General features: G+C 58.8%; 21 protein-coding genes and 2 tRNA genes. 11 read left to right on the top strand and 12 right to left on the bottom strand.

Going from position 1 to position 22,747, the window contains the following annotated elements; translation table 11 throughout:
- Positions 1–174 precede the first annotated feature (174 nt).
- Positions 175–2,844: a family 78 glycoside hydrolase catalytic domain gene (locus tag H4Q31_RS06035; RefSeq protein WP_185178175.1), complete on the bottom strand. Its 2,670-nt coding sequence runs from the start codon at positions 2,842–2,844 to the stop codon at positions 175–177.
- A 129-nt stretch (positions 2,845–2,973) separates the two neighbouring features.
- Between H4Q31_RS06035 and H4Q31_RS06030 the strand changes: the two genes are divergently transcribed.
- Complete coding sequence (locus H4Q31_RS06030) at positions 2,974–3,834, top strand: AraC family transcriptional regulator (protein WP_185178174.1); 861 nt, start codon at positions 2,974–2,976, stop codon at positions 3,832–3,834.
- A 369-nt stretch (positions 3,835–4,203) separates the two neighbouring features.
- Here H4Q31_RS06030 and H4Q31_RS06025 read toward each other — a convergent pair whose 3' ends face one another.
- Entirely contained in the window at positions 4,204–6,879 is a 2,676-nt protein-coding gene (locus tag H4Q31_RS06025; protein ID WP_376698222.1) for an adenosylcobalamin-dependent ribonucleoside-diphosphate reductase, read from the bottom strand.
- 362 nt (positions 6,880–7,241) lie between these two features.
- Between H4Q31_RS06025 and H4Q31_RS06020 the strand changes: the two genes are divergently transcribed.
- The 3 genes from H4Q31_RS06020 (at position 7,242) to H4Q31_RS06010 (ending at position 11,155) form a co-directional block, all read left to right on the top strand.
- A complete protein-coding gene (locus H4Q31_RS06020; RefSeq protein ID WP_245347313.1) occupies positions 7,242–9,164 on the top strand; it encodes a DEAD/DEAH box helicase in 1,923 nt (640 codons plus the stop codon).
- Complete coding sequence (locus H4Q31_RS06015) at positions 9,161–10,039, top strand: YqhG family protein (protein ID WP_185178172.1); 879 nt, start codon at positions 9,161–9,163, stop codon at positions 10,037–10,039. Before H4Q31_RS06020 ends, H4Q31_RS06015 begins: the two co-directional genes overlap by 4 nt.
- Positions 10,040–10,132: 93 nt before the next feature.
- Positions 10,133–11,155, top strand: coding sequence for a hypothetical protein (locus H4Q31_RS06010; RefSeq protein ID WP_185178171.1), 1,023 nt, complete (start codon positions 10,133–10,135; stop codon positions 11,153–11,155).
- A gap of 56 nt (positions 11,156–11,211) precedes the next feature.
- Here H4Q31_RS06010 and H4Q31_RS06005 read toward each other — a convergent pair whose 3' ends face one another.
- The gene (locus H4Q31_RS06005) at positions 11,212–11,424 is read right to left on the bottom strand and encodes a YqzE family protein (protein WP_185178170.1); all 213 of its coding nucleotides are present in this window, start codon (positions 11,422–11,424) and stop codon (positions 11,212–11,214) included.
- A gap of 179 nt (positions 11,425–11,603) precedes the next feature.
- On the opposite strand from H4Q31_RS06005, the gene H4Q31_RS06000 reads away from it, so the two are divergent.
- On the top strand, positions 11,604–12,308 hold the full coding sequence (locus H4Q31_RS06000; RefSeq protein WP_185178169.1) for an N-acetylmuramoyl-L-alanine amidase family protein: 705 nt from the start codon (positions 11,604–11,606) through the stop codon (positions 12,306–12,308).
- 121 nt (positions 12,309–12,429) lie between these two features.
- Here the strand turns inward: H4Q31_RS06000 and H4Q31_RS05995 are convergent, their stop codons facing one another.
- A complete protein-coding gene (locus H4Q31_RS05995) occupies positions 12,430–13,203 on the bottom strand; it encodes a divergent polysaccharide deacetylase family protein (protein ID WP_376698223.1) in 774 nt (257 codons plus the stop codon).
- Positions 13,204–13,639: 436 nt separating this feature from the next.
- On the opposite strand from H4Q31_RS05995, the gene H4Q31_RS05990 reads away from it, so the two are divergent.
- Positions 13,640–13,897: a hypothetical protein gene (locus tag H4Q31_RS05990; RefSeq protein WP_185178168.1), complete on the top strand. Its 258-nt coding sequence runs from the start codon at positions 13,640–13,642 to the stop codon at positions 13,895–13,897.
- Positions 13,898–14,096: 199 nt separating this feature from the next.
- A complete protein-coding gene (gene bacA / locus H4Q31_RS05985) occupies positions 14,097–14,891 on the top strand; it encodes an undecaprenyl-diphosphate phosphatase (protein WP_185178167.1) in 795 nt (264 codons plus the stop codon).
- A 79-nt stretch (positions 14,892–14,970) separates the two neighbouring features.
- On the opposite strand, the gene H4Q31_RS05980 is transcribed toward bacA, so the two are convergent.
- Entirely contained in the window at positions 14,971–15,789 is an 819-nt protein-coding gene (locus H4Q31_RS05980) for a DUF2935 domain-containing protein (RefSeq protein ID WP_376698221.1), read from the bottom strand.
- A 157-nt stretch (positions 15,790–15,946) separates the two neighbouring features.
- On the opposite strand from H4Q31_RS05980, the gene H4Q31_RS05975 reads away from it, so the two are divergent.
- A complete protein-coding gene (locus H4Q31_RS05975) occupies positions 15,947–16,750 on the top strand; it encodes a hypothetical protein (protein ID WP_185178165.1) in 804 nt (267 codons plus the stop codon).
- Positions 16,751–16,845: 95 nt separating this feature from the next.
- On the opposite strand, the gene H4Q31_RS05970 is transcribed toward H4Q31_RS05975, so the two are convergent.
- Both H4Q31_RS05970 and H4Q31_RS05965 read right to left on the bottom strand, forming a co-directional pair.
- Positions 16,846–16,932 (bottom strand) — tRNA-Leu (locus tag H4Q31_RS05970).
- A 94-nt stretch (positions 16,933–17,026) separates the two neighbouring features.
- Complete coding sequence (locus tag H4Q31_RS05965; protein ID WP_245347311.1) at positions 17,027–17,659, bottom strand: polysaccharide deacetylase family protein; 633 nt, start codon at positions 17,657–17,659, stop codon at positions 17,027–17,029.
- 593 nt (positions 17,660–18,252) lie between these two features.
- Between H4Q31_RS05965 and H4Q31_RS05960 the strand changes: the two genes are divergently transcribed.
- Positions 18,253–18,576, top strand: a complete 324-nt coding sequence (locus tag H4Q31_RS05960; RefSeq protein WP_185178164.1) for a hypothetical protein — start codon at positions 18,253–18,255, stop codon at positions 18,574–18,576.
- A gap of 100 nt (positions 18,577–18,676) precedes the next feature.
- Here the strand turns inward: H4Q31_RS05960 and H4Q31_RS05955 are convergent.
- The 4 genes from H4Q31_RS05955 to H4Q31_RS05940 form a co-directional block, all read right to left on the bottom strand.
- Positions 18,677–18,763, bottom strand: a tRNA-Leu gene (locus H4Q31_RS05955).
- Positions 18,764–18,886: 123 nt separating this feature from the next.
- On the bottom strand, positions 18,887–19,105 hold the full coding sequence (locus tag H4Q31_RS05950; protein ID WP_185178163.1) for a hypothetical protein: 219 nt from the start codon (positions 19,103–19,105) through the stop codon (positions 18,887–18,889).
- A 92-nt stretch (positions 19,106–19,197) separates the two neighbouring features.
- Complete coding sequence (locus tag H4Q31_RS05945) at positions 19,198–19,527, bottom strand: hypothetical protein (protein WP_185178162.1); 330 nt, start codon at positions 19,525–19,527, stop codon at positions 19,198–19,200.
- A gap of 115 nt (positions 19,528–19,642) precedes the next feature.
- Positions 19,643–20,212, bottom strand: coding sequence for a xanthine phosphoribosyltransferase (locus H4Q31_RS05940; protein ID WP_185178161.1), 570 nt, complete (start codon positions 20,210–20,212; stop codon positions 19,643–19,645).
- Positions 20,213–20,445: 233 nt separating this feature from the next.
- Here H4Q31_RS05940 and H4Q31_RS05935 point away from each other — a divergent pair, with 233 nt between their 5' ends.
- Positions 20,446–21,057, top strand: coding sequence for a hypothetical protein (locus H4Q31_RS05935; protein WP_185178160.1), 612 nt, complete (start codon positions 20,446–20,448; stop codon positions 21,055–21,057).
- Between the two features lie 90 nt (positions 21,058–21,147).
- Positions 21,148–22,206 (top strand): YkvI family membrane protein, encoded by a 1,059-nt coding sequence (locus H4Q31_RS05930; RefSeq protein ID WP_185178159.1) that lies wholly within the window; start codon positions 21,148–21,150, stop codon positions 22,204–22,206.
- Here the strand turns inward: H4Q31_RS05930 and H4Q31_RS05925 are convergent.
- A partial coding sequence (locus tag H4Q31_RS05925) for an ATP-binding protein (protein WP_376698220.1) occupies positions 22,133–22,747 on the bottom strand: 615 nt, incomplete at its 5' end. The genes H4Q31_RS05930 and H4Q31_RS05925 overlap by 74 nt on opposite strands.

The following is a 22,747-nucleotide window of genomic DNA, read 5'->3' as shown; positions in this document are numbered from 1 at the left end:
ATATTGCTCAACAAAGATAGAACCTATTTCCCAATAATGTGAAAAGGCCAAGCAATCGACTATAATGAGAAGTCGCAGCTTGGCTTTTCGGATAAGAGCAACCGTTATATTATTTTTAGTCGTCGTTTAATAAAGGCAGGCAGACCGTCAGCGACAGTCTGCCCTCATCCATTGTCACCAAGTAAAGCTGTACGTCCCCGATCCGATCGTCAACCGAACGCCTTCCGGTGTCTGCTTATATTCGCCGATGCCTTGAACGGCGGTCAATTCGGCGCCATTCTCCCGTACGTCCTCCAGCGCGGCTCCGCGAAGAAGAACTTGTGCGGCCGCGTTCACGGGCACTTCTACGGCGAGCTTCGTCTTGCCGTTCTCAATCCGCCAGGACGATTCCGCTCTCCCGTAAGGAGTGATCAGCGACGCGCGGGCACTCATCAACTCCCCGTCCGCGAACCGGGGCTCGATGCGGATTCGCTTGAACGCTGGCCCCGACTCGTCCAGATCAAGCCCGGCGACGGTGCGGTATAACCACTCCCCGATGGCGCCATAGGCATAGTGATTATAGGAATTCATGTCGTCGCTCCAGAAGGACCCGTCCGGCTTGATGCCGTCCCAGTGTTCCCAGATCGTCGTCGCCCCTTGGGTAATGGAATAGAGCCACGAGGGATACGATTGCTGCAGCAGCAGCTTAACGGATGTGTCATGATAGCCGTGCTCCGACAATACATGGCACAGATAAGGCGTCCCGACGAAGCCCGTCGTCAGATGATACTCATTCTGCACGACCAGCTCATTCAGATCGCGGGCGGCCCGCTCCTTCGCCGCTCCTTCGACCAAGCCGAACATCAGCGCCAACGCATGCGCAGTTTGTGTCGGCGCCGCGACCCGGCCGGCCGGGGTGACGAACTCGTCCCGGAACGCCTGCTTGACCCGCTCCAGCAATTCACTGTACCGCCGCACTTCCTCCGCATACCCGAGCACGACGGCGGCATCCCGCAGAAGCCGCGTCGAATGCGCGTAGAAAGCGGTAGCGATCAACTCTCTCGGCGTCGCGCCGACGTAGCTGTTCTCCTTGGCGTCGAGTCCGAGCCAATCGCCGAAGTGGAAGCCCGTATTCCACAAGTATTCCTGATCGCCCTGGCTCCGGATATATTCCACCCAAGCCTTCATGCTGTCGTATTGCTCGGCTAGGAGCCTCTTATCCCCATAGGTCAGGTACATCGTCCACGGACAGATCACAGCGGCATCGCCCCATGCGGAGGAAGAGTACGCGTTCTCGTCCAATACGTGAGGGACGACGAACGGCACGCCTCCGTTCGGCAGCTGATCCGCCCGCAAGTCGCGCAGCCATTTGGTGAAGAACGGCGCCACCTGATAGTTGAACGCGGCCGTGCGCACGAATACCTGGGCGTCGCCCGTCCAGCCCAACCGCTCATCGCGCTGCGGGCAATCGGTCGGCACGTCGAGGAAATTACCGCGCTGCCCCCAGACGATGTTGCGCTGCAGCTGGTTGACCATCTCGTTCGAGCATTCGAACTCGCCCGTCGGCTCCATATCCGAGTGAATGACTTCGCCTTCGAACCGCTCCAGCGGCAATCCATGCTCCTGCCCCGGATAGCCTTCAACCTTCACATAGCGGAATCCTTGGAATGAGAAGTGCGGCGCGTACGTCTCCACTCCTTCGCCTCGGGCGATATACGTCACGGTTTGCTTGGCGGTACGCAGGTTGCCGATGTAGAAGTTGCCTTCCCGATCCAATACCTCCGCGTGCTGTAGCCGAATCTCCGTCCCGGCTGGCGCCTCGACCGAGAATCGAATTCGGCCGACCATATTCTGGCCCATATCGAGAACGGTCTCGCCTCTTGGCGTGCGAATCAAGGAGATCGGCTTCAGCACCTCCGTCACGCGCGACGGCCAGTTCTCTTGCGCGACGAGCGTCGAGAACGGCAAGTCGAGCGTCTCCGCGGCCGACCATGCCGAGTCGTCAAAGCCGGCTTGGCTCCACCCTTGCCGTTCAAGCCGGGCATCGTACGTCTCCCCGTGATAGATCTCGGCATAGCGGATCGGCCCTTGAGAGGCCGACCAAGTGCTGTCCGTCCCGATGACCTCTTCCGTGCCGTCTTCATAACGGATATGCAGCTGCAGCAATGCCGCCCGCCGATCTCCGAATAGATTCCGATGATTCTCCCATGCGAGATTCCCTTTGTACCACCCATCGGCTAGCGCGATTCCGATGCCGTTCGCTTCTTCGGTCAGAGCGGCGGTAACGTCATAGGTCTGGTATTGAGTCCGCTTCGTATAGCTGGTCCAACCCGGGGCCATAAAGTCGTCTCCGACCCTACTCCCATTCAACTCGATCTCATATACGCCCGCCGCGCTGGCATAGATACGGGCGGAACGGACAGGACCGCGGAGAACGAAGGTCTTGCGCAGCAGAAAGGCGGCCTCGTCTTGCGGGTCGATGATATCAGCCGACGGCGTGATCCACTTCGCGATCCATTCCTCGGCGGTCAGGAGAGCGGTCTCGTACCAATCCGTCTCGCTCCAGTCGGATTCGCGCCCGAAGTTATCCCGCACCTTCACGCGATACTCGTAGCGGGTGCGTGATTGAAGCGGAGCGCCCCCATATTCGACATGCATCGATTGCTCGGACCTCACTTCGCCGGAATCCCATACCAAGTCGCGGAATCCGGTCTCACCGACAGCGACCTGCAACCGGTAGGCGGTTTGCAGCGTCCCGCGACGGTCAGATTGGATATGCCAACTGAACCGGGGCTTGCGTACATCGGTGCCCAGCCAATGCTGGCGATATTCGCACGTCAACTTTTTCACTAGCAAATCAGCCATTGAATCAACCTCCTGCTTGAACTCGCTATGATCTCATCATAAGATGGAATAAAGTTCTAGAATGCGGGTGATTCGGACTTTTAGACATGGTATTTCGGACTTCGAAAAGGATAAAGGGGAGCGATGTCGATGGTCATTCAACGCTCAATCGAAGTATACAAAGGCGAATCACTCTTCCGTCCGGAGGTCCCGATATTCGTCAATCGGGCGGTCGAGACGTTCGATGTCATCGAACATAGGCACGATTTTCTCGAGATTACATACGTCGCCGAGGGAGCGGGCACTCATTATATAGGCGACAGCGCTTTGCATGTGCATCAAGGGGACATCTTCCTCATTCCCATCGGAGTCTCCCACGTTTTCCGCCCGGCTGCCGCATCGCCAGCTCGCCCGCTCATCGTCTATAACTGCGTCATGGCATTGGAGTCCGTCCTTCCCTTGCTGCAGCACTTCCCTGGAGGAGACGCGCTTGCTTCCCTACTGGAGCAGCCCGTGTGGCGCCAATACCGCGACGATCACGGCGATGTCCGCAGGCTCTTCCTGAAGCTGTATGACGAATACGCCACGATGCGTCCAGGCTGGATTACGGGACTGCACTTGGCTGTTCTGGAGCTTCTTCTACACCTTCATCGCGATCAGGAGGAACCGGCGAGCAGCTCGCGAAGCATCGCTTCGACGGATATGGAAGCGGCGCTCTATCTGATCCATACCCGCTTCGATTCTCCGATCACCTTAAGAGAAGCAGCCGATTTGGCTTCGCTTGGGGAGCGGCAATTCCACCGGAAATTCAAAGAGCGAACGGGCATGACCTTCATCGATTACGTTCAATCCGTCCGAATCGACGAAGCCTGCAGGCTGCTCCGCACGACCGAACGCAAGATCGCGGACATTGCTTCCGCCGTCGGCTATCAGGACATCGGCTATTTCAACAAGCTGTTCCGCACCAAGACGGGGTTGTCACCTAGGGAATACCGGCAACGGATCGAGTGACAACGCCAGACAGCACAGTACAGTGCGCCACGACTCCTAATTCGAAAAGGACATCGATCGCCCGATCGATGTCCTCGTCCTTTCGCGCCCCCCGCTCGACGCGGATCCGATAAGTCCGCAGCTAAGGCTGCGTCCCGCCATAACGGAAGCTGGTTCCGTTATCTCGCCGTACTCGCCTGCTCGCAGAAGCAATTAAGGAACGCCGTTCCGTTATTCGTGACATTTTTAAGAGTAACCGACTTAAAACGCGGAAATAACGGAACGGCGTTCCGTTATTTCCGCGTACAGCATGCTCCAGCCCACCAATAACGGAACGTCGTTCCGTTATTGGCGAGAGAGAGCCTCGACGGCGCTCTTCGCCGCCGCCGATCATGAACACTTGCTATAGCCGCAGTTCTGGCACGTCTTGCAGCCTTCGACGTTCAGCAGCGAAGCCGAGCCGCAGGACGGGCACAGATCCTTCGACGTATAAGCGAAGCTGCCTTGCGCCCCGTGGCTGTGGCCGTGGCTGTCATCCGCTCCGCCAACCGCCGCGGACGTCGCCGCGATCGGCGCTTCCGCCGTCGCCGTCACTTCGTCCTCCGCGATCAGATCCGCGTGCAGCTCAAGCGCCTTCGCCACCGCGTCTGCGATCGACTCGACGCGGTTCGGGCCGAAGCCGACGGCGCCGGAGCCGCCGATGCCCTTCAGGTGCTTGACGAGCAGCTGCACCTTGTTGCCGTGGTCGCCGTACCGCAGGAACAGTGAGCAGACGCGGCCGAGCGCTTCCGCCATCGCGAACACGTCGGAGCCGGCCTTGCCGACGTTCAGGAAGATCTCGCCCGGCGTGCCGTCGATGTCGTTGACGGTGATGTACGCCATGCCGAACGGCGTGTTGAACTTGTACGTCGCGCCGCGAAGCACCTTCGGACGGCTCTTGTACTGCTTGTCGAACACGCGCTTCTGCTCCGGCTCCACCTTCACCGGAAGCGTTGCTTCCAGCCCGCCGATCGCCGCCGTCTCGCCAGCCGTCGCCGGAGCCGCTGCCGAGGCTGATGCCGCCGCGACCGATTCCGCTGCCGACGCATCCGCATTCGTCCCCGCGCCGACCGCATCGCTCTTCTTCTCATCCTTCGACGTGCTCAGCACCTGCACGTCGCGGCTGCCGTCGCGGTAGATCGTGACGCCCTTGCAGCCAAGCTCGAACGCGAGCTCATACAGCTCGGCCGTCTCCTCGACCGTGAAGTCGGCCGGGCAGTTGGCCGTCTTCGAGATCGAGCTGTCGACCCAGCGCTGAATGGCGGCCTGCACGCGGATATGATCCTTCGCGGACAGGTCCATCGCCGTCACGAACCACTCCGGCAGCTCTTCGCCCGGATGCGCGTCCCTCCACTCCTGAGCGATCGGGACATACTGCTTGTCGAAGCCAAGACGGCTCTGGCGGAAGAATTCGAACGCGAAGTAAGGCTCAATGCCCGTCGACGTGCCCACCATCGTGCCGGTCGAACCGGTCGGCGCCTGCGTAATGACGGTCACGTTGCGCATGCCGTTCTTGCGAATCGCATCCCGGACTTCGGGGTAGACGGACACCATGTTTTTCATAAAGCCGCTCTGCAGGAACTTCTCCGTCTCGAACGCCTCGAACGTGCCCTTCTCCGCCGCGATCTCGCTCGACGCCAGATACGCTTCGCGAGCCATGAAGCCGTACAGCTTGTCGAGGAACGCCAGACTCTCCGGGCTGCCGTAGCGGATCTCCAGATGAATCATCAGCTCGGCGAGTCCCATCGTGCCAAGACCTACGCGGCGCTCCTTCTTCTGGTTCGCCTCGTTCTCCGGGAAGTGATACGGCGTCTTGTCGATGACGTTGTCCAGGAACCGCGTCGAATAACGGACGACCGTCGCCAGCTCCTCCCAAGCGACGTCGTGCTTCTCGGCATCATAGAACTTGGACAGGTTGATCGCCGACAGGTTGCAGACGCCCCACGCCGGAAGTCCTTGCTCGCCGCACGGATTCGTACAGATAATCGGGTTGAAATACCAGCTGTTGGACATCTGGTTGTAATATTCCATGAACACGACGCCGGGCTCCGCGGACTTCCAAGCCGATTCGATGATCGTCTTCCAGATCTCCCTCGCGCGCACCGTCTTATAATGGATAACTTCCTTGCCGGCCTTCTTCCACTTGTCGAGATCGCCGTCCCACATCGTGTCGTAGTCCGGGTCCTTCGTATCCGGGAAGACGAGCTCCCAATCGAGGTCTTCCTTCACCGCCTTCATGAAGCCGTTGCTGACGCAAACGGACAGGTTGGCGTTCGTCACTTGGCCCATCGTCTGCTTGACGGTGATGAAGTCCATGACGTCCGGATGCCAGTCGTTGATCATGAGCATGAGCGCGCCGCGGCGGCTGCCGCCCTGCTCGATCAGGCCGGTCGTATAGCTGAACAGGCCGCCCCAAGAGACCGCGCCGCTGGACGAGCCGTTCACGCCCTTCACGATGGAGCGGCGCGGACGCAGCGAAGACAGGTTGATCCCGACGCCGCCGCCGCGAGCCATAATCTCGGTCATCTCGCTGAGCGTCTCCATGATGCCGCCCCGGCTGTCCTTAGGCGAAGGGATCACGTAGCAGTTGAACAGCGTCAGTTCGTCGCTCGCTCCGGCGCCGGCGGCGATCCGTCCGCCCGGCACCAGCTTCCAATCGTCGAGCAGCCAGCGGAACTTCTTCGCCCACTCCTTCTGCTTGTCCTTCGTCGGCTCGACCGAAGCCATGGCGTTCGCGAGGCGAGTCCACATCTCCTCCGGCGTCTTCTCGATCGTCAGCGTCAGCTTCTCAACGTCCGATTCGACCAGCTCGCCGCTTCTCGTCTTCACGGTCGCCTTGCGCCCGTCGCGCGCGACGACCTCCCCGACTTCCTTCGCCGGGAACTTCGGGTCGTCCTTCGTCAATACGAGCACAACGTCTCCTACATCCGCTGCGCTGGAATCGGCGTTCTTCCACGCATAGCGATCCAAGAAAATCTTCTCGCTCAAGCCTTCCAGCCGTCTCGTTTGCTCCGTTGTCGTCTTCAAATCCGGCACTCCCTCTCCCAAATTACGTATGCTAAATCCCATATTGCTAGGTTCCCCAAACTGCCAATCACGACCAACTCATATGTAAATTGTACAATATATTGTGCGCGAATACCATTATACTGCACCACATATGGTGAGGCTATAACCCAGAGTACCATTTGCCAGAATCATGTCGCAAGCGTCAATCGGCGTCGATCGCAACAGCTCCCAATCAGCTTCTACTAGATGTAGAGAGACAACTTCCCAAGCGCTTTGGTTTGAAAAAGCGGTTGTTGCTCATACTAATGGTGAATTTCGCCTTTCTCACGCTGCGCGTCGCCGTCATATCCATTCTACGACTGTCAGGAGGCCAACCCGCTATGCGCAACGATCCGCTTCTCACAGACGCCGCCGAGCGGCCGGAAGAGCTGGCCGAAGCCGCTCTCCCGCTGGGCACGCCGCCGGGAACGCCTTCGCTGGGCGCACCGCTTCATGCGCTGCCGATTGGCGCTCTAGCGCCGGATGCTGCTCGGCCCTTGCCCGCCGCCGCCGGCAACGCGGCCGAATCTGCCGCGGGCACTCCCGCCGCCAGACCCGGCCAGTCCGTCCGCAAGCTCCATCCGCTCGTCGATCTCTATATCGACCGCGCTCCTCTCGAAGAATTGGAGCGCCGCCTCGAACGCGGCGGGCCTTGGGACGACTGGGGCTTGTACCAGATGGCGTGGGAAGCCCAGGACGCGCTTCGGATCGCCGACTTCGGCGAGCTTCAGTCGCTGCGGCTGCTCCCGCAGTTGACGCCGCTGCCCCATCAGCTGGAGACGGCGCGGCGCGTGCTCTATGAGATGAGAGGACGGGCCATTCTGGCCGACGAGGTCGGGCTCGGCAAGACGATCGAAGCCGGTCTTATTCTGAAGGAATATCTCGTTCGCGGCCTCGTGAAGAAGGCCCTCATTCTCGTGCCGGCCTCCCTCGTGCTCCAATGGGTGCGGGAGCTGAGCGGGAAGTTCGGCATCCCGGCCGTCGCGCAGAAGAAGGCCTACACATGGGAGAACGACATCGTCGTCGCCTCCATCGACACGGCCAAGCGCGAGCCTCACCGCTCCGCTCTGCTGGACAGCGAATACGACATGCTGATCATCGACGAAGCGCACAAGCTTAAGAATAAGAAGACCGGCAACTATCAATTCGTCGTCGACCTGCGCAAGAAGTATTGTCTGCTGCTCACCGCCACCCCGGTGCAGAACGACTTGTCCGAGCTGTACAACCTGATCACCCTGCTCAAGCCGGGCCAATTAGGCGGCGAAGGCGACTTCAACACGAACTTCGTGGCGACGCGCCGGATCGCCAAGAACGAGGACCGGCTGCAGGCCGCGCTCGGGCAGGTGATGATCCGCAACCGGCGCAGCGACGGCGGGCTCGAATTCACCGACCGCATGGTGACCAATGTACCGCTGCAGCTGTCGCCTGAAGAGATGAGCCTGTACGAAGGCGTCACGCAGTTCGTCCGCGAACATGCGCGGTCGGATCGAGGCGACATGGCCAGCATGCTGTCGCTCGTCACGCTGCAGCGGGAAGTGTGCTCGAGCCGCGACGCGGTGTTCCTGACGCTGATCAACCTGTCCAAGAAGGTCGCTCCCGAATCACCGCTTCATGCGAGAATCTGGGAGCTCGTCGAACGGATCCGCAGCGTCAAAGCCAACACCAAAGCCGAGAAGACGATGGAGCTCATCGAGAGCATCCAAGACAAGGCGATCGTGTTCACGGAATACCGGGCGACGCAGGATTACTTGATTCGATTTTTCCAACAGCATGGCCTAAGCGCCGTTCCCTATCGCGGAGGCATGAACCGGGGCAAGAAGGATTGGATGATGGACCTGTTCCGCCGCAGGGCGCAAGTGCTCGTCGCCACGGAAGCCGGAGGCGAGGGCATCAACCTGCAGTTCTGCCACCATATCATCAACTTCGACCTGCCTTGGAACCCGATGCGCGTCGAGCAGCGAATCGGACGAGTGCACCGGCTCGGCCAGACGGAGGACGTCAAGATCTTCAATCTGTGCACGACCGGGACCATAGAGGAACATATCGTACACCTGCTCCATGAGAAAATCAACATGTTTGAAATGGTAATCGGAGAGCTCGGCGAGATTCTGGAACAGCTGGAGAAGGAGGAGTCCTTGGAGCGCAAATTGGCGAAAATGGTGCTTGAATCTTCCGACGCCGGCGACCTGCGCAAGCGCATCGACGGGCTCGGCGATTCCTTGCTGGAAGCGCAGCGCCAACTGCAGAAGGAGAAGCGCCCATGAACGCGAAGCAGGTGCAGAAGTTCGTCCTCTCCTATCTCCAGGCTACGGACAGCCATATTGTCGAGAAGAGCCCTTCGCACGTAACCGTGAAGCTGTCGCCGACGGCCGACCGCGCGCTGACGAACCGCCCATATTATTGGAGCTTCGTCGACCGCACCGGGGCGGAGCCGGAGACGATGACGTTCCGCTGGCGCTTCGAGCCGCCGGAGGAGAACGCGGCGAATCCGCCCGCGAACGCATCGTTCATGGCCGGCGCGACACGCGTCATCCAAGAAGACGTCTACTTCGGCTCGAGACGGCTTGGGCAGATCTTCGACTCGGCGCAGCAGTTCGGCAAGTGCGTCCTGCTGTTCGAAGAGCCGCAGCGTTCGGCGATTCCGGGCCACCCGCTCGGCTCGCAGCCATACACGGCTTGGCTCGGCGTGAACTTCAAAGTCAGCTACGAATGCGACATGAAGCGCGAGGAGCTGTACGGCATGGGCATCTCGCTCGCGACCGGCGTTATCGACGAGAGGTTCCTGGCGCGCCTTCGGGACAAGCGGCTGACGCCACGCCTGCCGTCCAATGTGCATCTGCTGCGCAACGGCTTGTCGCTGCGCAAAGCGATGACCCAGCTGGAGCACGCGCTCGAGCGGAAGCTGCGCGGCGCGGACTACGGCTGGGCGGAGGAAGCCGAGGAGCGGCGTCTCGATGAACTGGCGAGAGTCGAGCAATACTACGAGCCGATGATCGAGCGTTCCGCGACAAATGAACAGCGAGAAGCGCTCAGCTCTCGCTTCCGGCAGCGCAAGGAAGAGATTGACTGGCAATATCGGCCGAGAGTGACGATGTCCGTCATGAACTGCGGACTTTTCCACCTTCCCGGCATCGATTGACAAGATTAGAAGCGAAGCGGCCCTCCGAGTTCAGACACTTTCCAACAGCTTCGGCGCCGCTTGTCCGCTATAATCCATAGCGAGGTGATAACCATGATCAGCCGACTAAGCGGCTCACACAGCCGCGAGACCGCTCGCCGCCCGCTGCGCATGCTCGGCTTAGCCGCCTTCTGCGCGCTGGCAGCCGCATGGGCTCCGGCATCGCAAGCCGCTCGCGCTGCCCCGCCGGATTCTTCAGGCTTCGTACTCTCGGCAGCCGTCCTGAATGCCGAATCCGCATCCGCCGCCTCTAAGCCCGTTGCCGCCCCGGCGCGAGAGCTGGAGAGCGCCGTCAACGGCTGGATCGCAGCCTTATCGGCCCAGAAGCCGTTCGCCGAATGGAAGCAGGCTTCTCCCACGATTGAAGCGCTCGGCCCCGGCACGCATGGCTGGCTCGTGACGCTTCGCCTTGCCGAAGGCCGCCCCGTCGGCTACTTGGTCGTGTATGCCGCTGAAGACGGCACATACCGGCTCGGCGAATACGGCGCCGGATCGCAGCCGCTGTTCGACGCGGCCGCGCTAGGCCGATCGCTCGTCGCCAATGGATTGATCTCTAGTTCCACGCCGGCATTCAAAGCGGAGAAGCTGTATTTGCACCCCTTCGCCGCAGTATGGAAGGTGCAGGCGAACGGGCAGACCTACTGGCTGGACGCCAAGACGGATGAAGTATTGCCGCTCGATGACGGGCAGTGGGATACACTCGTGCAGGCTGCCCAAGCGTCACCGCCGGATCCGCAGCAGTCTATATCCGCGAAGCAGGATCGCCAGACGAAGGCCAAGATAATCGCGGAGGCCTATCGGCTTAACCCGCCGTTCGACCCTTTCGAGCGGCTTCCGTGGCTGATGAACGAGAAGCCGTTCAGCGTCAAGAACGAGCAGTCGCTGCTTCGTTGGCTCGAGCAAGACAAGCAGCTGCGCTATGTCTCCGAGCCCTTCGGCGATCGCATGCTGTACGCGCTAGCCGTCATCGGATATGAGCGCTGGTCGAACGGCCGAATCGACGTGGCCCTCGACAATGAGGGCGTTCGGTTCGTGCCGTTGACCGCCCTGCGTGCAGCCGGACTTTTCTACAAATAAATGCGAAAGCCGCGGCTCCCTTCTCCAGACGGGAACTGCGGCTTTGTTCATTCGGATCATAAGTTCTCGTAAGTCGGCTCAGCTTCGGCACGGGCCGGCTTGCCTCGTTTATCCTCCCACCAGAGCTGCATCCCCATCGGTACCATGCCGAACCATTGCGTCGTCCACGGCAGCCGATTCGCCTTGCGTTCAGCCGGAGCCGGCGGCGTCGTCAAATAGGTAGCCGCCCGGTGCGTCATATACTTCAGCAGATCGGACCCTTCGCCCATCTTCCATGACCCCCTTCACCGTTTCTTGGCTTTAGGATGCCCCGGAAGCACGCGCTTCAAACCTTCGGAAATGCTGTTCCGCTTGCATGAGATGAAGGCATCGGTGCCACGATATGAAGGCTGGTTCTGCGGATGATTAACGGAGATAACGGATATTGGGGAAAAGGAGGGTATGGACGATGATCTGCCGCAAGCTTCGATCCATCGGCTGGGGAGCGGCGCTGCTGCCTGCCTTATGCCTGCTGACCGGCTTCGCGCCTGCAGCGGCGCTATCGCCCGGCTCTCTGGCCAGTCATACAATGCCCGCGGCGGATGTGCTGATCGATGCCGGACACGGAGGCATCGACTCGGGCACGCATTGGGGCGATGTGATGGAGAAGGATATTAATCTGGCCATCTCGCGCAAGCTGTACTTGATCCTCCGCAGCCGCGGCGTGAAGGCCGTGCTCAACCGGACCGGAGATTATGCGCTTAGCGACGAGAACCGCTGGCATAGGGCGTCGCGGCACAGCCGGGATTTGTCCCAGCGAGGCGGGCTGAGCGAAGAGATCGAGCCGCGTATGTTCGTCAGCATTCATGTCAATTGGGCCCCCAAGAGGAGGAAAAGAGGTCCTCTCGTCCTTCATCAACCGGAAGGCCGCAGTGCGCTGCTTGCCTCTTTCATCCAAGAGGGGCTGAACCGGCAGCAGAAGACGAGTAGGCATCCGATCGCGGAATCGAGCTTCTATGTACTCAATCGAATCCGCGTTCCGAGCGTCATCGTCGAGACCGCGTTCTTAAGCGACCCCGGCGACCGTGCGATGCTGACCTCCACTCGCGGGCAGACCCGCATCGCCGCTGCGATTGCCGAAGGGATTATCGCTTACCGCTGCATTTCCCCGTAATGCCTAAGCGTCCTATTGGCTAACCGCCCCTAGCCGCAAGGGCCTCCTCGAACGGCGAGCTGCGGACTCGCCGATCAAGGAGGCCCTTGCGCTTAGCTTGGGGTTGTTAGGCTTGCGGCGTTCATTGGCGATAATGGACCGACACGCCTGAAGGCAGAGGCAGCAGCTCCGTCAGGCCGACGAAGCTGGCGTCCTTGCGCAATTGCGGTATCGCGGACTTCAGCGCGCCGTACGTAATCAAGCCGGGAGGGCCAACGTGCCCGATGACGACACAGCTGTCCTGCTTAGCCAAGTGCTCCTTCAATACAGTCAATTGATGAGAGACGTGATGCGCCGTGTAGACGTCATCAAGGAAGACGTCATTGCGGATCAGCGGCACCTGCAGCTCCTTCGCGACCTTCGGAACGACCGAACGCCAGGCTGTTCGGCTGTCGAGGAAGAATAGCCCCTTCTCCTTGCATACCTGCAGCACTATCCGCATCACCCGCTCGTCGACCGTCGCTTTGGAGCCCATGTGGTTGTTCATGCCGATCGCATAAGGCACGTCCGCGATCGCCGCCTCCACCCGGCGCCGAATCTCGTCGTCCGGCAGCGACGTTAGAATGGCGTTCGGGCCGAGCCAGTTCGCGTTCCCCCGGACCGGCTCCATCGGCAAATGGACGATGACGTCGTGGCCTTTGGCATGGGCCGCTTCGGCGTCCTGCTTCGTCGTCGGCAGGAACGGCATGACGGCCGCGGTCAAATGCACGGGCAGTTCCAGCATCTGCTCCGTCCCCTTCATGCTGTTGCCGAAGTCATCGATGACGATAGCGATCTGCCGTGAAGGGACCGCCGAATGGTCCTCCGCCTTTGCATTCGCGTGCTCGCCCGCGAATGCTCGACCGCCGGCTGGCATCGTCAACGTCGCCGCACCGATGACGGCGGAAGCGGCCATGGCGGCGGCTAGCAGGCGCAAGCCTCCGCTCCTTGCGTCCGCTCTATCTCTTGCTCCAGCTCTTGCTCTGGGTTGAATTCCCGATTCTGCGCTTGCTCTGTCCTTGCGCGAACGCATTGTCACAGCTCCATCATCTCTCTTATCATCTCTCTTGCGCTGTCTGGATTAGCCTCGCATAGGCCGAGACAATCCTCTTCAGTGTGCGCTGAGTCCTGAGGAATTATTCGGTTAACCTCAGACATGCCGCTTATTGGACAGCTGAAGAACGATGTCTACACCGCGTCGTTCGTCCGTTCGGATCGGTACATTCGTCCGCGCGCCCGTGGGCAAGTGAACAGTCGGGATCCGCAGGCGTACCGTATACTGTACAACACCCCAGGAAAGGAGCTTGATCAGCATGTCCGACGAATACTGCCCGAACTGCCCTACGCAGACCGCCTACGATCCGCCGCAAGTCGTCTACGAGGACTACTACCATCCCCAAGTCGTCAACGTGGTCCACTCCGTCGAAGTGATCCGGCGCCACCATTGTGTGCCGGTCCCTCATCACATCTATACTTGCACAGCGAAGGACGTCTGGGTGAACGGCGCCGCCGAAGTTCGCGGCCGCCCGCAGGGCGCCCATCGCGGCGGATCAAGAGCTCGCGGCAGATAAGACGGCTTCATATTGTGAAGGACGACCGCAGGCGGCTATCCGCCTGCGGCTGTCACTTATTAAGGAATTCTTAATAATGGGTGCGAACAATTGTATGTGACCGCGAATGTGCTAGAATAAGTGGCGGTGGACAAGCCATGCTTGGATCGCCTTCTTGTCTCAACATAGCAACGCGATAGTGCTGAAAGGAAGTTCATTGATGAGCGATTGGTTAATCGGTTTAATTCAAGGCGCGGTGGAAGGGATTACCGAATTCGCCCCCGTGTCTTCGACCGGCCACTTGATCTTGGTCGGCCACCTATTAGGATTCGAAGGCGACCGCGCGAGCACGTTCGAGATCATCATTCAGCTGGGCTCGATTCTAGCGGTCGTCGTCGTCTTCTGGAAGCGCCTCTGGTCGATCCTCGGCGTCGGCAGGCCCAAAGGGCAGCGCTCGCTGAATTTGCTCCATGTCATTCTCGGGATGGCTCCCGCGGTCGTCCTCGGCCTCATCCTTCACGACCTGATTAAGGAGAAGCTGTTCGGACCGTACCCTGTCCTGATCAGCCTCGTCATCGGCGGCTTGCTGCTCCTGTACGCCGATCGGTTCGCCCGCCGCAGCCGATCCGAATCGCTGGACGAGCTGACATACAAGCAAGCGTTCATCATCGGCTTGTTCCAATGTCTGTCGCTGTGGCCCGGCTTCTCCCGCTCCGGCTCCACGATCAGCGGCGGCCTGCTGGTCGGAGCGTCGCGGAAGACCGCAGCCGAATTCTCCTTCATTCTGGCAGTGCCGATTATGATCGGAGCGAGCGGACTTGACTTCGTGCAGAGCTTGGACGTGCTTCAGAAGTCGGATATCCCGCTCTTCGCGGTCGGCTTCGTCACGGCATTCGTCGTCGCCATGCTGGTCATCGTCGGCTTCCTCAAGCTGATCAATCGTATCGGCTTGGCCCCGTTCGCCTACTACCGCTTCGCCTTGGCGATCTTGTTCTACTTCCTCGTCATGTTCTAATCCGGAAGGAAGCTTCCGATACCGCAAGAAGCCCCCGAACCCGCCGCTGGCGATTCGGGGGCTTCTTGCCTTGCGGTCTTTAAGCTCCGACGCGGGGCTTGGATGGATCGCAGTCCGGCGGCGGAACGGCTCCCGATTGCGCCAGCTTAAGCAGATAGTAGCATTCTTCACGCGCCATATGATCCGGCATCAAGGGACTGATAATATCCAGCACCGCGGCGTCGAATTCCATCTCGTCGAGCTCAAGCAGGAATTTACGGAACAACGCCATCTCCAGATGCACCTGATGGTGGAACCTCCGCATCGAAGGGAAGTCCCGCAGCTGCGTACGCAGATATCCCGCCATCTCGACCGATTTTAAGTATAACGCTTGAAAGTGCTTCTCGAATTCGGAGAAGCGGTGCAGCAGATCCGATTCAATCCGGTCGAGGCCCGACACGATCGATCCGGCGTGACCGTAGGCATCCTGCAGCCATAACAAGTCGTGGTGCAGCGGGTGATAGACCGGAACCGGCTGTCCGGCGAGCAGAGCGTCCAGAATGCGGACATACTCATCCAGCTCGTTCAGCATATGGCTGAAGAAGGTCGGGGGAAGCGATACCGTCACCCGGCCGGTCAAGGATCGCGCCAGCAGATCGAGCTTGAACTCGCGCAGCGCCGCCGTCTCCGTGCGCGCCGCTTGGTTCAACTCGCCTAGGTCCGTACTTGGCCCCGCCGACCGCGCCTGCTGCAACAGTTGATCGTATGCCTGGATGAACCGCTCCGCTCCAGCGATATCAGCCTTCTCCTTCGGCGCTAGCGCATCGCGGATAAACCGCGAGTGGTCGCCCAACACCTGCAGCCAGAACCGATGCTCGAACAGCGCCGATTCGCTGCCGACGTTCCGTTGTATGCTCACCATTGCCCCTCCTTGCCCGAAGGCGAGAATTTGCTTAATGGAGTTTATGAACCGGACAAGCATGAATAGACATCTTCGGGCGATATACGCGAATGTACATGCCGGTCACTGCCGCGGAACATATGTATAACAATGAATTACAATAGGGGAGATGGGAGTGAAGCGCGTGGAGACGGATCCAGCTGCGCCTAAGGAGAGCTTGCTGAATGCCGCCTCGGAGACAACGGCGCCTTCCGCGCCGTACGTTGACGAAGCATGGCTTCGGATTGATGCTGCGGCTGAAGCTTCAATATTGGAATCGGATGCCGATGCGACCGCCGCTGACATGGCCGGCACGGAGACGATTGCTCGGGATATGCCTGTTGAAGGAATGGGTGCCGCAGAGCATTCGGTTAGGGAATTGCCCCTTGCTAGTCCGCTTGCTTCCTCTGCTTCTAACGACCGCGCGCAAGCGTCAAGTTGGGACCCCGAATGGATCGCTCCGCTTCCGAAAGCCGCTTGGTTCCACGACTTCTCGAATCCGGAGGCCGGAGCTGAAGCATCACTAGCCGACGCCGCGGGGCCGCAAGCCGAAGAGGCACAGTCCATCCCGCCGGCAGACGCGGGCCACCCAGCATCATCGCCGAATGGCGTTCCGCCTATTGCAGTTCCGGCTGCCATCAGCGAGGGAATGAATGGCGTTCCGCCGGAAGGCCCGCCTATCCCAGCACCAGTAGAAGCTCCGGTTCGCTTGCCTGCCGCAAGGCGCAGAAGACGGGTTATCCGGCGAAGATCCCGCATAGCGAAGAGACGCTTAACCCGCAGAGGACAGCGTTCGGCCCGCAAGCGAAATAAGCTGGGCAGGCTCAGAAGGCTCAAAGCCCGTACGATCGCCGCCAAGAGAAGATCTGCCGTGTCCAGAAGGAGATCTGCAGCAGTTGACAACAAGCGCAAGCTCTCCGCCAGACGAAGGAACGCTTGAGCCCGAGAGAAGAGCCGTCACGCCGTCTCCGTCGCATCTCCATATCGGCACATTAAAAAAACCCTTCTTCTCAGAAGGGTTTCCATTGTTGTGGTTGGTGCGGTCGAGAGGACTCGAACCTCCACGGCTGTTACACCACTAGAACCTGAATCTAGCGCGTCTGCCAATTCCGCCACGACCGCACATCCTTGATGTTGGCCGCCGTTGTTACGGCGTCAACAGATAATAATTTATCACGAATGCACGGCCGGTGTCAATCTTATTTTTTGCACATCATTAGCCAAACTGCCGCGCCTCCGAACCCGATGCCAACAATTCGCTAACAGTGACAAGGGAATAGCCCTGCTCCGTCAGTTCGGATACCAGCCGGCGAACCGCCTCGACGGTCTGGGACCGGTCTCCGAAGCCGTCGTGGAACAATAGAATGGCGCCAGGGTTCGCTTCCGCTCTAGTGGCTTGCAGTATATGGTCGACGCCGGGCTGATCCCAATCCCTTGCCTCTGAATTCACCGCTCCAATCGCCGCGTAGCCGAGCTTCCGAGCGGCCAGCTCCACCTGCTCGTCGTACGCGAGGTACGGCGGCCGGAACGTCCGGGGCGCCGCGCCGGTCAGCGATTCGATCGATCGATGCGTCCGCAGCAGCTCCTCCTCGCGGTCGGCTTCGCTAAGATCGATTAATCTCGGATGCGTATAGGTATGATTGCCAATCTCATGCCCTTGCTCCTGCACCCGCCTCGCGACTTCGGGAGACTTGTCGATCTGGCTTCCCACCATGAAGAACGTCGCCCGGCCGCCCGCTTCCCGGAAAATATCGAGAATCTGCGGCGTGTAGATTGGATCAGGACCGTCGTCGAACGTAAAGGCAACCTGCTTGCGATTCGTCGGAACATTATTTATCAGCATCGTCATCCGGAGAGAGCCCCCTTCTCATTCCTTGCGTTCCCATTATATATCATAATGTGGAATCGGGAACGATTCCAAGAACGAATCCTATGCATGTTATCGTTCAGGTTCAAGTCGTCGGGTCTTCCCAGTACAGATTATCAAGCATGCAAAAGCAGCACGCTGTTTCGAAAGTTGAATCATACATTGTCTCATTGGAATATACCTTCCATACTTTCCATATCAGCCATACAAAAAGTTTTGTGTATAAAGGCTTCTCGATACTATTATTCTAAATGATTAACAATCTATACCTCTATCTTTTTCAATATTTATCAATAATACAAATTGGTACAAAGTACCTATTACGATAAAATATAATGTTTTGCGTCAGATATTGATAACGAACATCGTCTTAATAGTTAGACAACACGTTAGGATAAGTCTATTTGAACTATTCATGGGGGGGTACATTTGAAGAAAAGGCTCTAGTCTCCGGGATTAATAACCAAGTCTCCCTCAACAGGAAGCATTGCTTCACAATCGATCACCATAATTTCAAGTAATCCTAATTAAATATTCACATCGCGTAATATTTCAGAAATGAGGTATGTACTCAAATGTTAAAGAAGTTAATCGCACTTAGTACGATGACTCTATCTTTATTTGTTGTTAGTTCTTCCGTTCTAGCAGTCACTCCTACTGGCAAGACAATTTTGGAGAGGGCCAACAATGCATATAACTCAGAGAAAAGTTATACGGTACTTCACATCAATCAAGGAAAAGTTGAGAAGGAATTTAAATACAAAGAGGCATTCATTCCTATTAAAGATTTATTTAATTCTAGAGTGAGTGGGATTAAATGGGACAACAAAAACAAAATTGCTGAAGTGACTAACGCCGGTTCTGGCGTTCTAGCGATTCCGCTCATGGGTTCCTCCTGAGTGTTTAAAGAATAGAAGTACATGGATGATTGTACGCATACAACCCATTAAATGAAAACAAAAAAGTCCTTCTGATCAGAAGGACTTCCATTGGTATGGTTGGTGCGGTCGAGAGGACTCGAACCTCCACGGCTGTTACACCACTAGAACCTGAATCTAGCGCGTCTGCCAATTCCGCCACGACCGCATATAAGATGTGATGAAGGCTAATTCCTGCCGGCGTTATTGGCGTCTTCCGGCTAACCCGTCGCAATCACGAGACTTATCTTAGCACGGGCGCCGGGGAGAGTCAAGCCGATGCTTGGAAGTTCTAATTTTCAGTTAATACGTCCGGGCGCGGCTCGCTCGCCGGTACGATCGCGTAGCTCCGCTTCAGCTTCACGACTCGGCGGTTCGGCCGCCGGATGAGCACGTTCTCATCGTCCCAAGCGACGACGAAGCCGACCACATCGTTCAACTCCAGCGCGTCGCGCACGACACGCACCTTCGTACCGTCAAGCCGCAGCTTGTCCAATTGTTCTTCCGTCACTTTCGCCGACCTCCTAATTCAATCTACATGACCAACAAGAAGACCCGCCCAAGACGTTACCGTCCCGGCGGGCCTTGGGCAAGAACGCGAGGTTACCCCACATGCTCCCGCGTATCGTTCGTCTCGTACCAGCAATCGAGCACGGTGCCGGACATCACGCGATTGCGGACATACTCCGCTTGGCGTTCCGTGAACCGGTCCGTCCACGGGAAGTTCAGCTCCTCGCAGAGCTTGACGATCGTCAGCAGCTCCGACCATGCGACATAGCGTTTGTACCAGAAAAATTGCGGATGCTCGATCATGTAAGGATACAGATCGTCGAATTCGGTGTGCTTGCAGTCGAGCGCGCGCTCGAAATGGTTCTTGGCGTCATCCAGCTTGCTCACGAAGAAATCAACCGACAGGTTTGCGTTGTCTCCCATATTCTGCTCGCCTCCCCTCAGCGACATACTCCTATTATAGGGCAACAGCTCGCGATCGTGAAGAGACTCAAGCCAATATAGGCCTGGGAAAACGTTCCCATTAGCCGCTCTCGTCTTACTCGAACGTGATCGAATTGCCTTCTAGCGAGGAGATCCGCACCAGCGTCTCGACCTCGTAACCCAGCTCGCGCAGCGTCTTGCCGCCTGCCTGGAACGACTTCTCGAGCACGATCCCGATGCCGGCGACCTTCGCTCTCGCCTGCTCGATAATCTTGAGCAGCCCTTTGGCCGCATCTCCGTTGGCGATAATGTCGTCGATGAACAGAACCGAATCGTTCTCGTCCAGCAGATGCCGCGAGACGATCAGATCGGTCACGATGCCCTTCGTGAACGAGGGCACTCGCTCCATATAGTCGTCCGGATCCTGCAGCAGCGTCTTCTTGCGCCGGGCGAATACGAGCGGCACGCCAAGCGTCAGCGCCGTCGCGAACGCCACCGGTATGCCGGACGATTCCACCGTGATGACCTTCGTAATCGTCCGGCCCTGGAACCGGCGGGCGAATTCCTTGCCCATCTCCATCGTCAGTTCCGGGTCGACCCCATGATTGAGCAGCGAATCCAGCTTCAAGACGCCTGCGTTGACGACAGTTGCTTCCTGGAGAATTCTCTCCTTCAAAATATCCATTAGCTCCACTCCGCGCATAATATCAAGCGATTTCCGACATAGGTTTCGATAGCTTGCATTAGATTATAACCGCTTGAGATGAGTTTGCAACCTTTTTTTGCACAAATTGGCGACAACGAATCCAACGGTGCGATGGAATCCCAATTAAGTTAGAGAAAGTGTTGGATATACGAAACTTTTCACCGGCTAAAGCTGTCCTATTAAGTAAGACAAGGTGGAAAGGCGGGTTGCAGATGCGCCGATCATCCGTACCGTTCGTCCGGGCCACGTTCGCCCTCGCCGTTATGCTCGCATTGACCGCTTGCAGCAGCGCTGCAAGCTCAGAAGACAAGCTATCATCGCCGTCCGATACGCTATCGAACGCGCATTTGGTTACCTCCTCGGCCGTTGCTGCCCAATCCGATTCATCCGAAGACCACATCGACTCTTCAGACGATATGGATACCGCCAGTTCGGCATTCGATCCTGATCAGCCATCGCTCGGCGGCATCGCCTTGGGAATGAGCAAGCAAGATATCAAGCGGCTACTTGGCCAGCCGGCGGAGCGATACAACCTCGCGGACGGCAGTGCCGCCGTATCGATGAACGAATATGACCGCCTGACGGTCGGGTTCAATTCGCATGGAATGGTCGTATATATCGAGATCTCCGCGCCCGGCGCCGAGACGGGCATTGCGGGCGTAGAGATCGGCGCAGGAGGCCCGGAAGCCGCGGCCGCTCTCGGCCTGCCCTTCTACCCCGACTCGCAAGTGCTCTCCTGCCAAGTGACCGGCGGACTGCTGAAGGTTGACCTGACGCCGGATACGCACCGAGTGCTCTCGATTAAGCTCGTCGGTCAGCCGTAACATTCGCCGCTTCCGAGGCATGCCCGTCCGATTCTCTTCATACCTTTAAGGGAGAAGAATGCGGACAAACCGCTCGGGAGGGTCCGTCCTATGAGATCTTGGCTCCGGAGTATGCAGATTGCCTTCACGTTCATCGGCACCGTCGTCGGCGCCGGATTCGCGACGGGCCGGGAAGTGATGCAGTTCTTCACACGGTTCGGCCATTGGGGCGCGCTCTTGATCGCCACGGCGACGCTGCTGTTCGTCTGGCTGGGAGCGAAGATGATGCTGCTCGCCGCTGAACTGAAGGCGAAGTCTTATGAAGACCTGAACAAGCACCTGTTCGGGGAGCGGATCGGGACGTGGGTCAGCCATCTGATGCTTGTCCTGCTGCTCGGCGTTAACGCGGTGATGCTGGCGGGGGCAGGATCGATTTTCTCCGAACATCTGAATATCGCCTACCAGACCGGCCTCCTCATCACGATGGCAGCCTGCTTCGCCTTGCTCCGCAGGGGAATGAACGCCATCCTCGCGATCAACACCCTCGTCGTCCCCGTCATGTTCCTGTTCACAGCTGTGCTCGTTCTCCACACGCTTAACGGACCCGGCTCCGGACGTTGGCTGACGCTGACGTCGGAGCAATCGCCGTTCGCCGCCTGGATGTCCCCGTTCCTGTACGCCGCGTTTAACCTGTCCATGGCGCAGGCCGTGCTCGTGCCGGTCGGCTCCGCGATCGGGAACCCGACCGTGCTGAGGCGCGGCGCTTGGCTCGGCGGCATCGGCATCGGCGTCATGCTGCTCGCGGGCCATCTGACGCTCTCTTCGCGCATGCCCGGCATCCAGCAATTCGATATCCCGATGGGCGGCATCGCGCGCGAGACCGGGCCATGGGTGCATTACGCGTTCATCTTCCTCATCTTCATGGAGATCTTCACGACGCTCGTCGCCGATATTTACGGGCTGACGCTGCAGCTGCAGGAGCGGCTGCAGTTCAGCAGAAGCGCGCTTGTTCTAGCCGTGCTGTTCATCTGCTTCGTCGCCGGCCAGTTCGGCTTCGGCCCGCTGCTGTCCACGCTGTATCCGCTGTTCGGCATGCTCAGCCTCGGCTGGATGTTCCTGATGGGGCGAGACCGGAAGCTCCGGCCGCGTCCTCCCTCCTTGCCATCTTGATCACCTGGGCGGAGGGCAGCGAGCCCGCAACCGTCTGTGCGACATGCTCATGACACGTGAACAGCACGACTTGCCTCTCCTGCGACACGGCTCCGAGCACCTGCGCCGTCCGCTTCAGGCGTACGGCATCGAAGTGGACGAACAGGTCGTCCAGAAGCAGCGGCAGCGCCTGCGACGGCGAGGTGGCTCCCGCCAGCGCGAACCGCAGTGCCAGATACATCTGCTCCCGCGTCCCCCGGCTCAGCAGCTGCGCCTCGATCGCGCGCCGGTCGTTCGTCTCCGCGATCAGCGTCTCGGCGTCCGAAGGCACGACGATCCGCGCATAAGCGCCGTCCGTCATCCGCTCGAAGTAGCCCGATGCCTTCTGCAGCACTTCCGGCTGGCGTTCCTCTTCGAATATCAGCTTGGTCTTGCGGATCAGCTCCGCCGTAAGCGACAGCACCGCATAGCGGTCCGCCAGCCTCGCGAACTCGGCATTCAACTCTTCATAGGCAACGAGGCGATCCTCTGCCTCCGCCTCCTCGCGAAGCCGCTCCAGCCG

Source organism: Cohnella lubricantis (genome assembly GCF_014212015.1).
Taxonomy (GTDB): Bacteria; Bacillota; Bacilli; order Paenibacillales; family Paenibacillaceae; genus Cohnella; species Cohnella lubricantis.
Note: the sequence above shows the minus strand (reverse complement) of the source record. Positions and strands in the feature narration are given on the sequence as shown.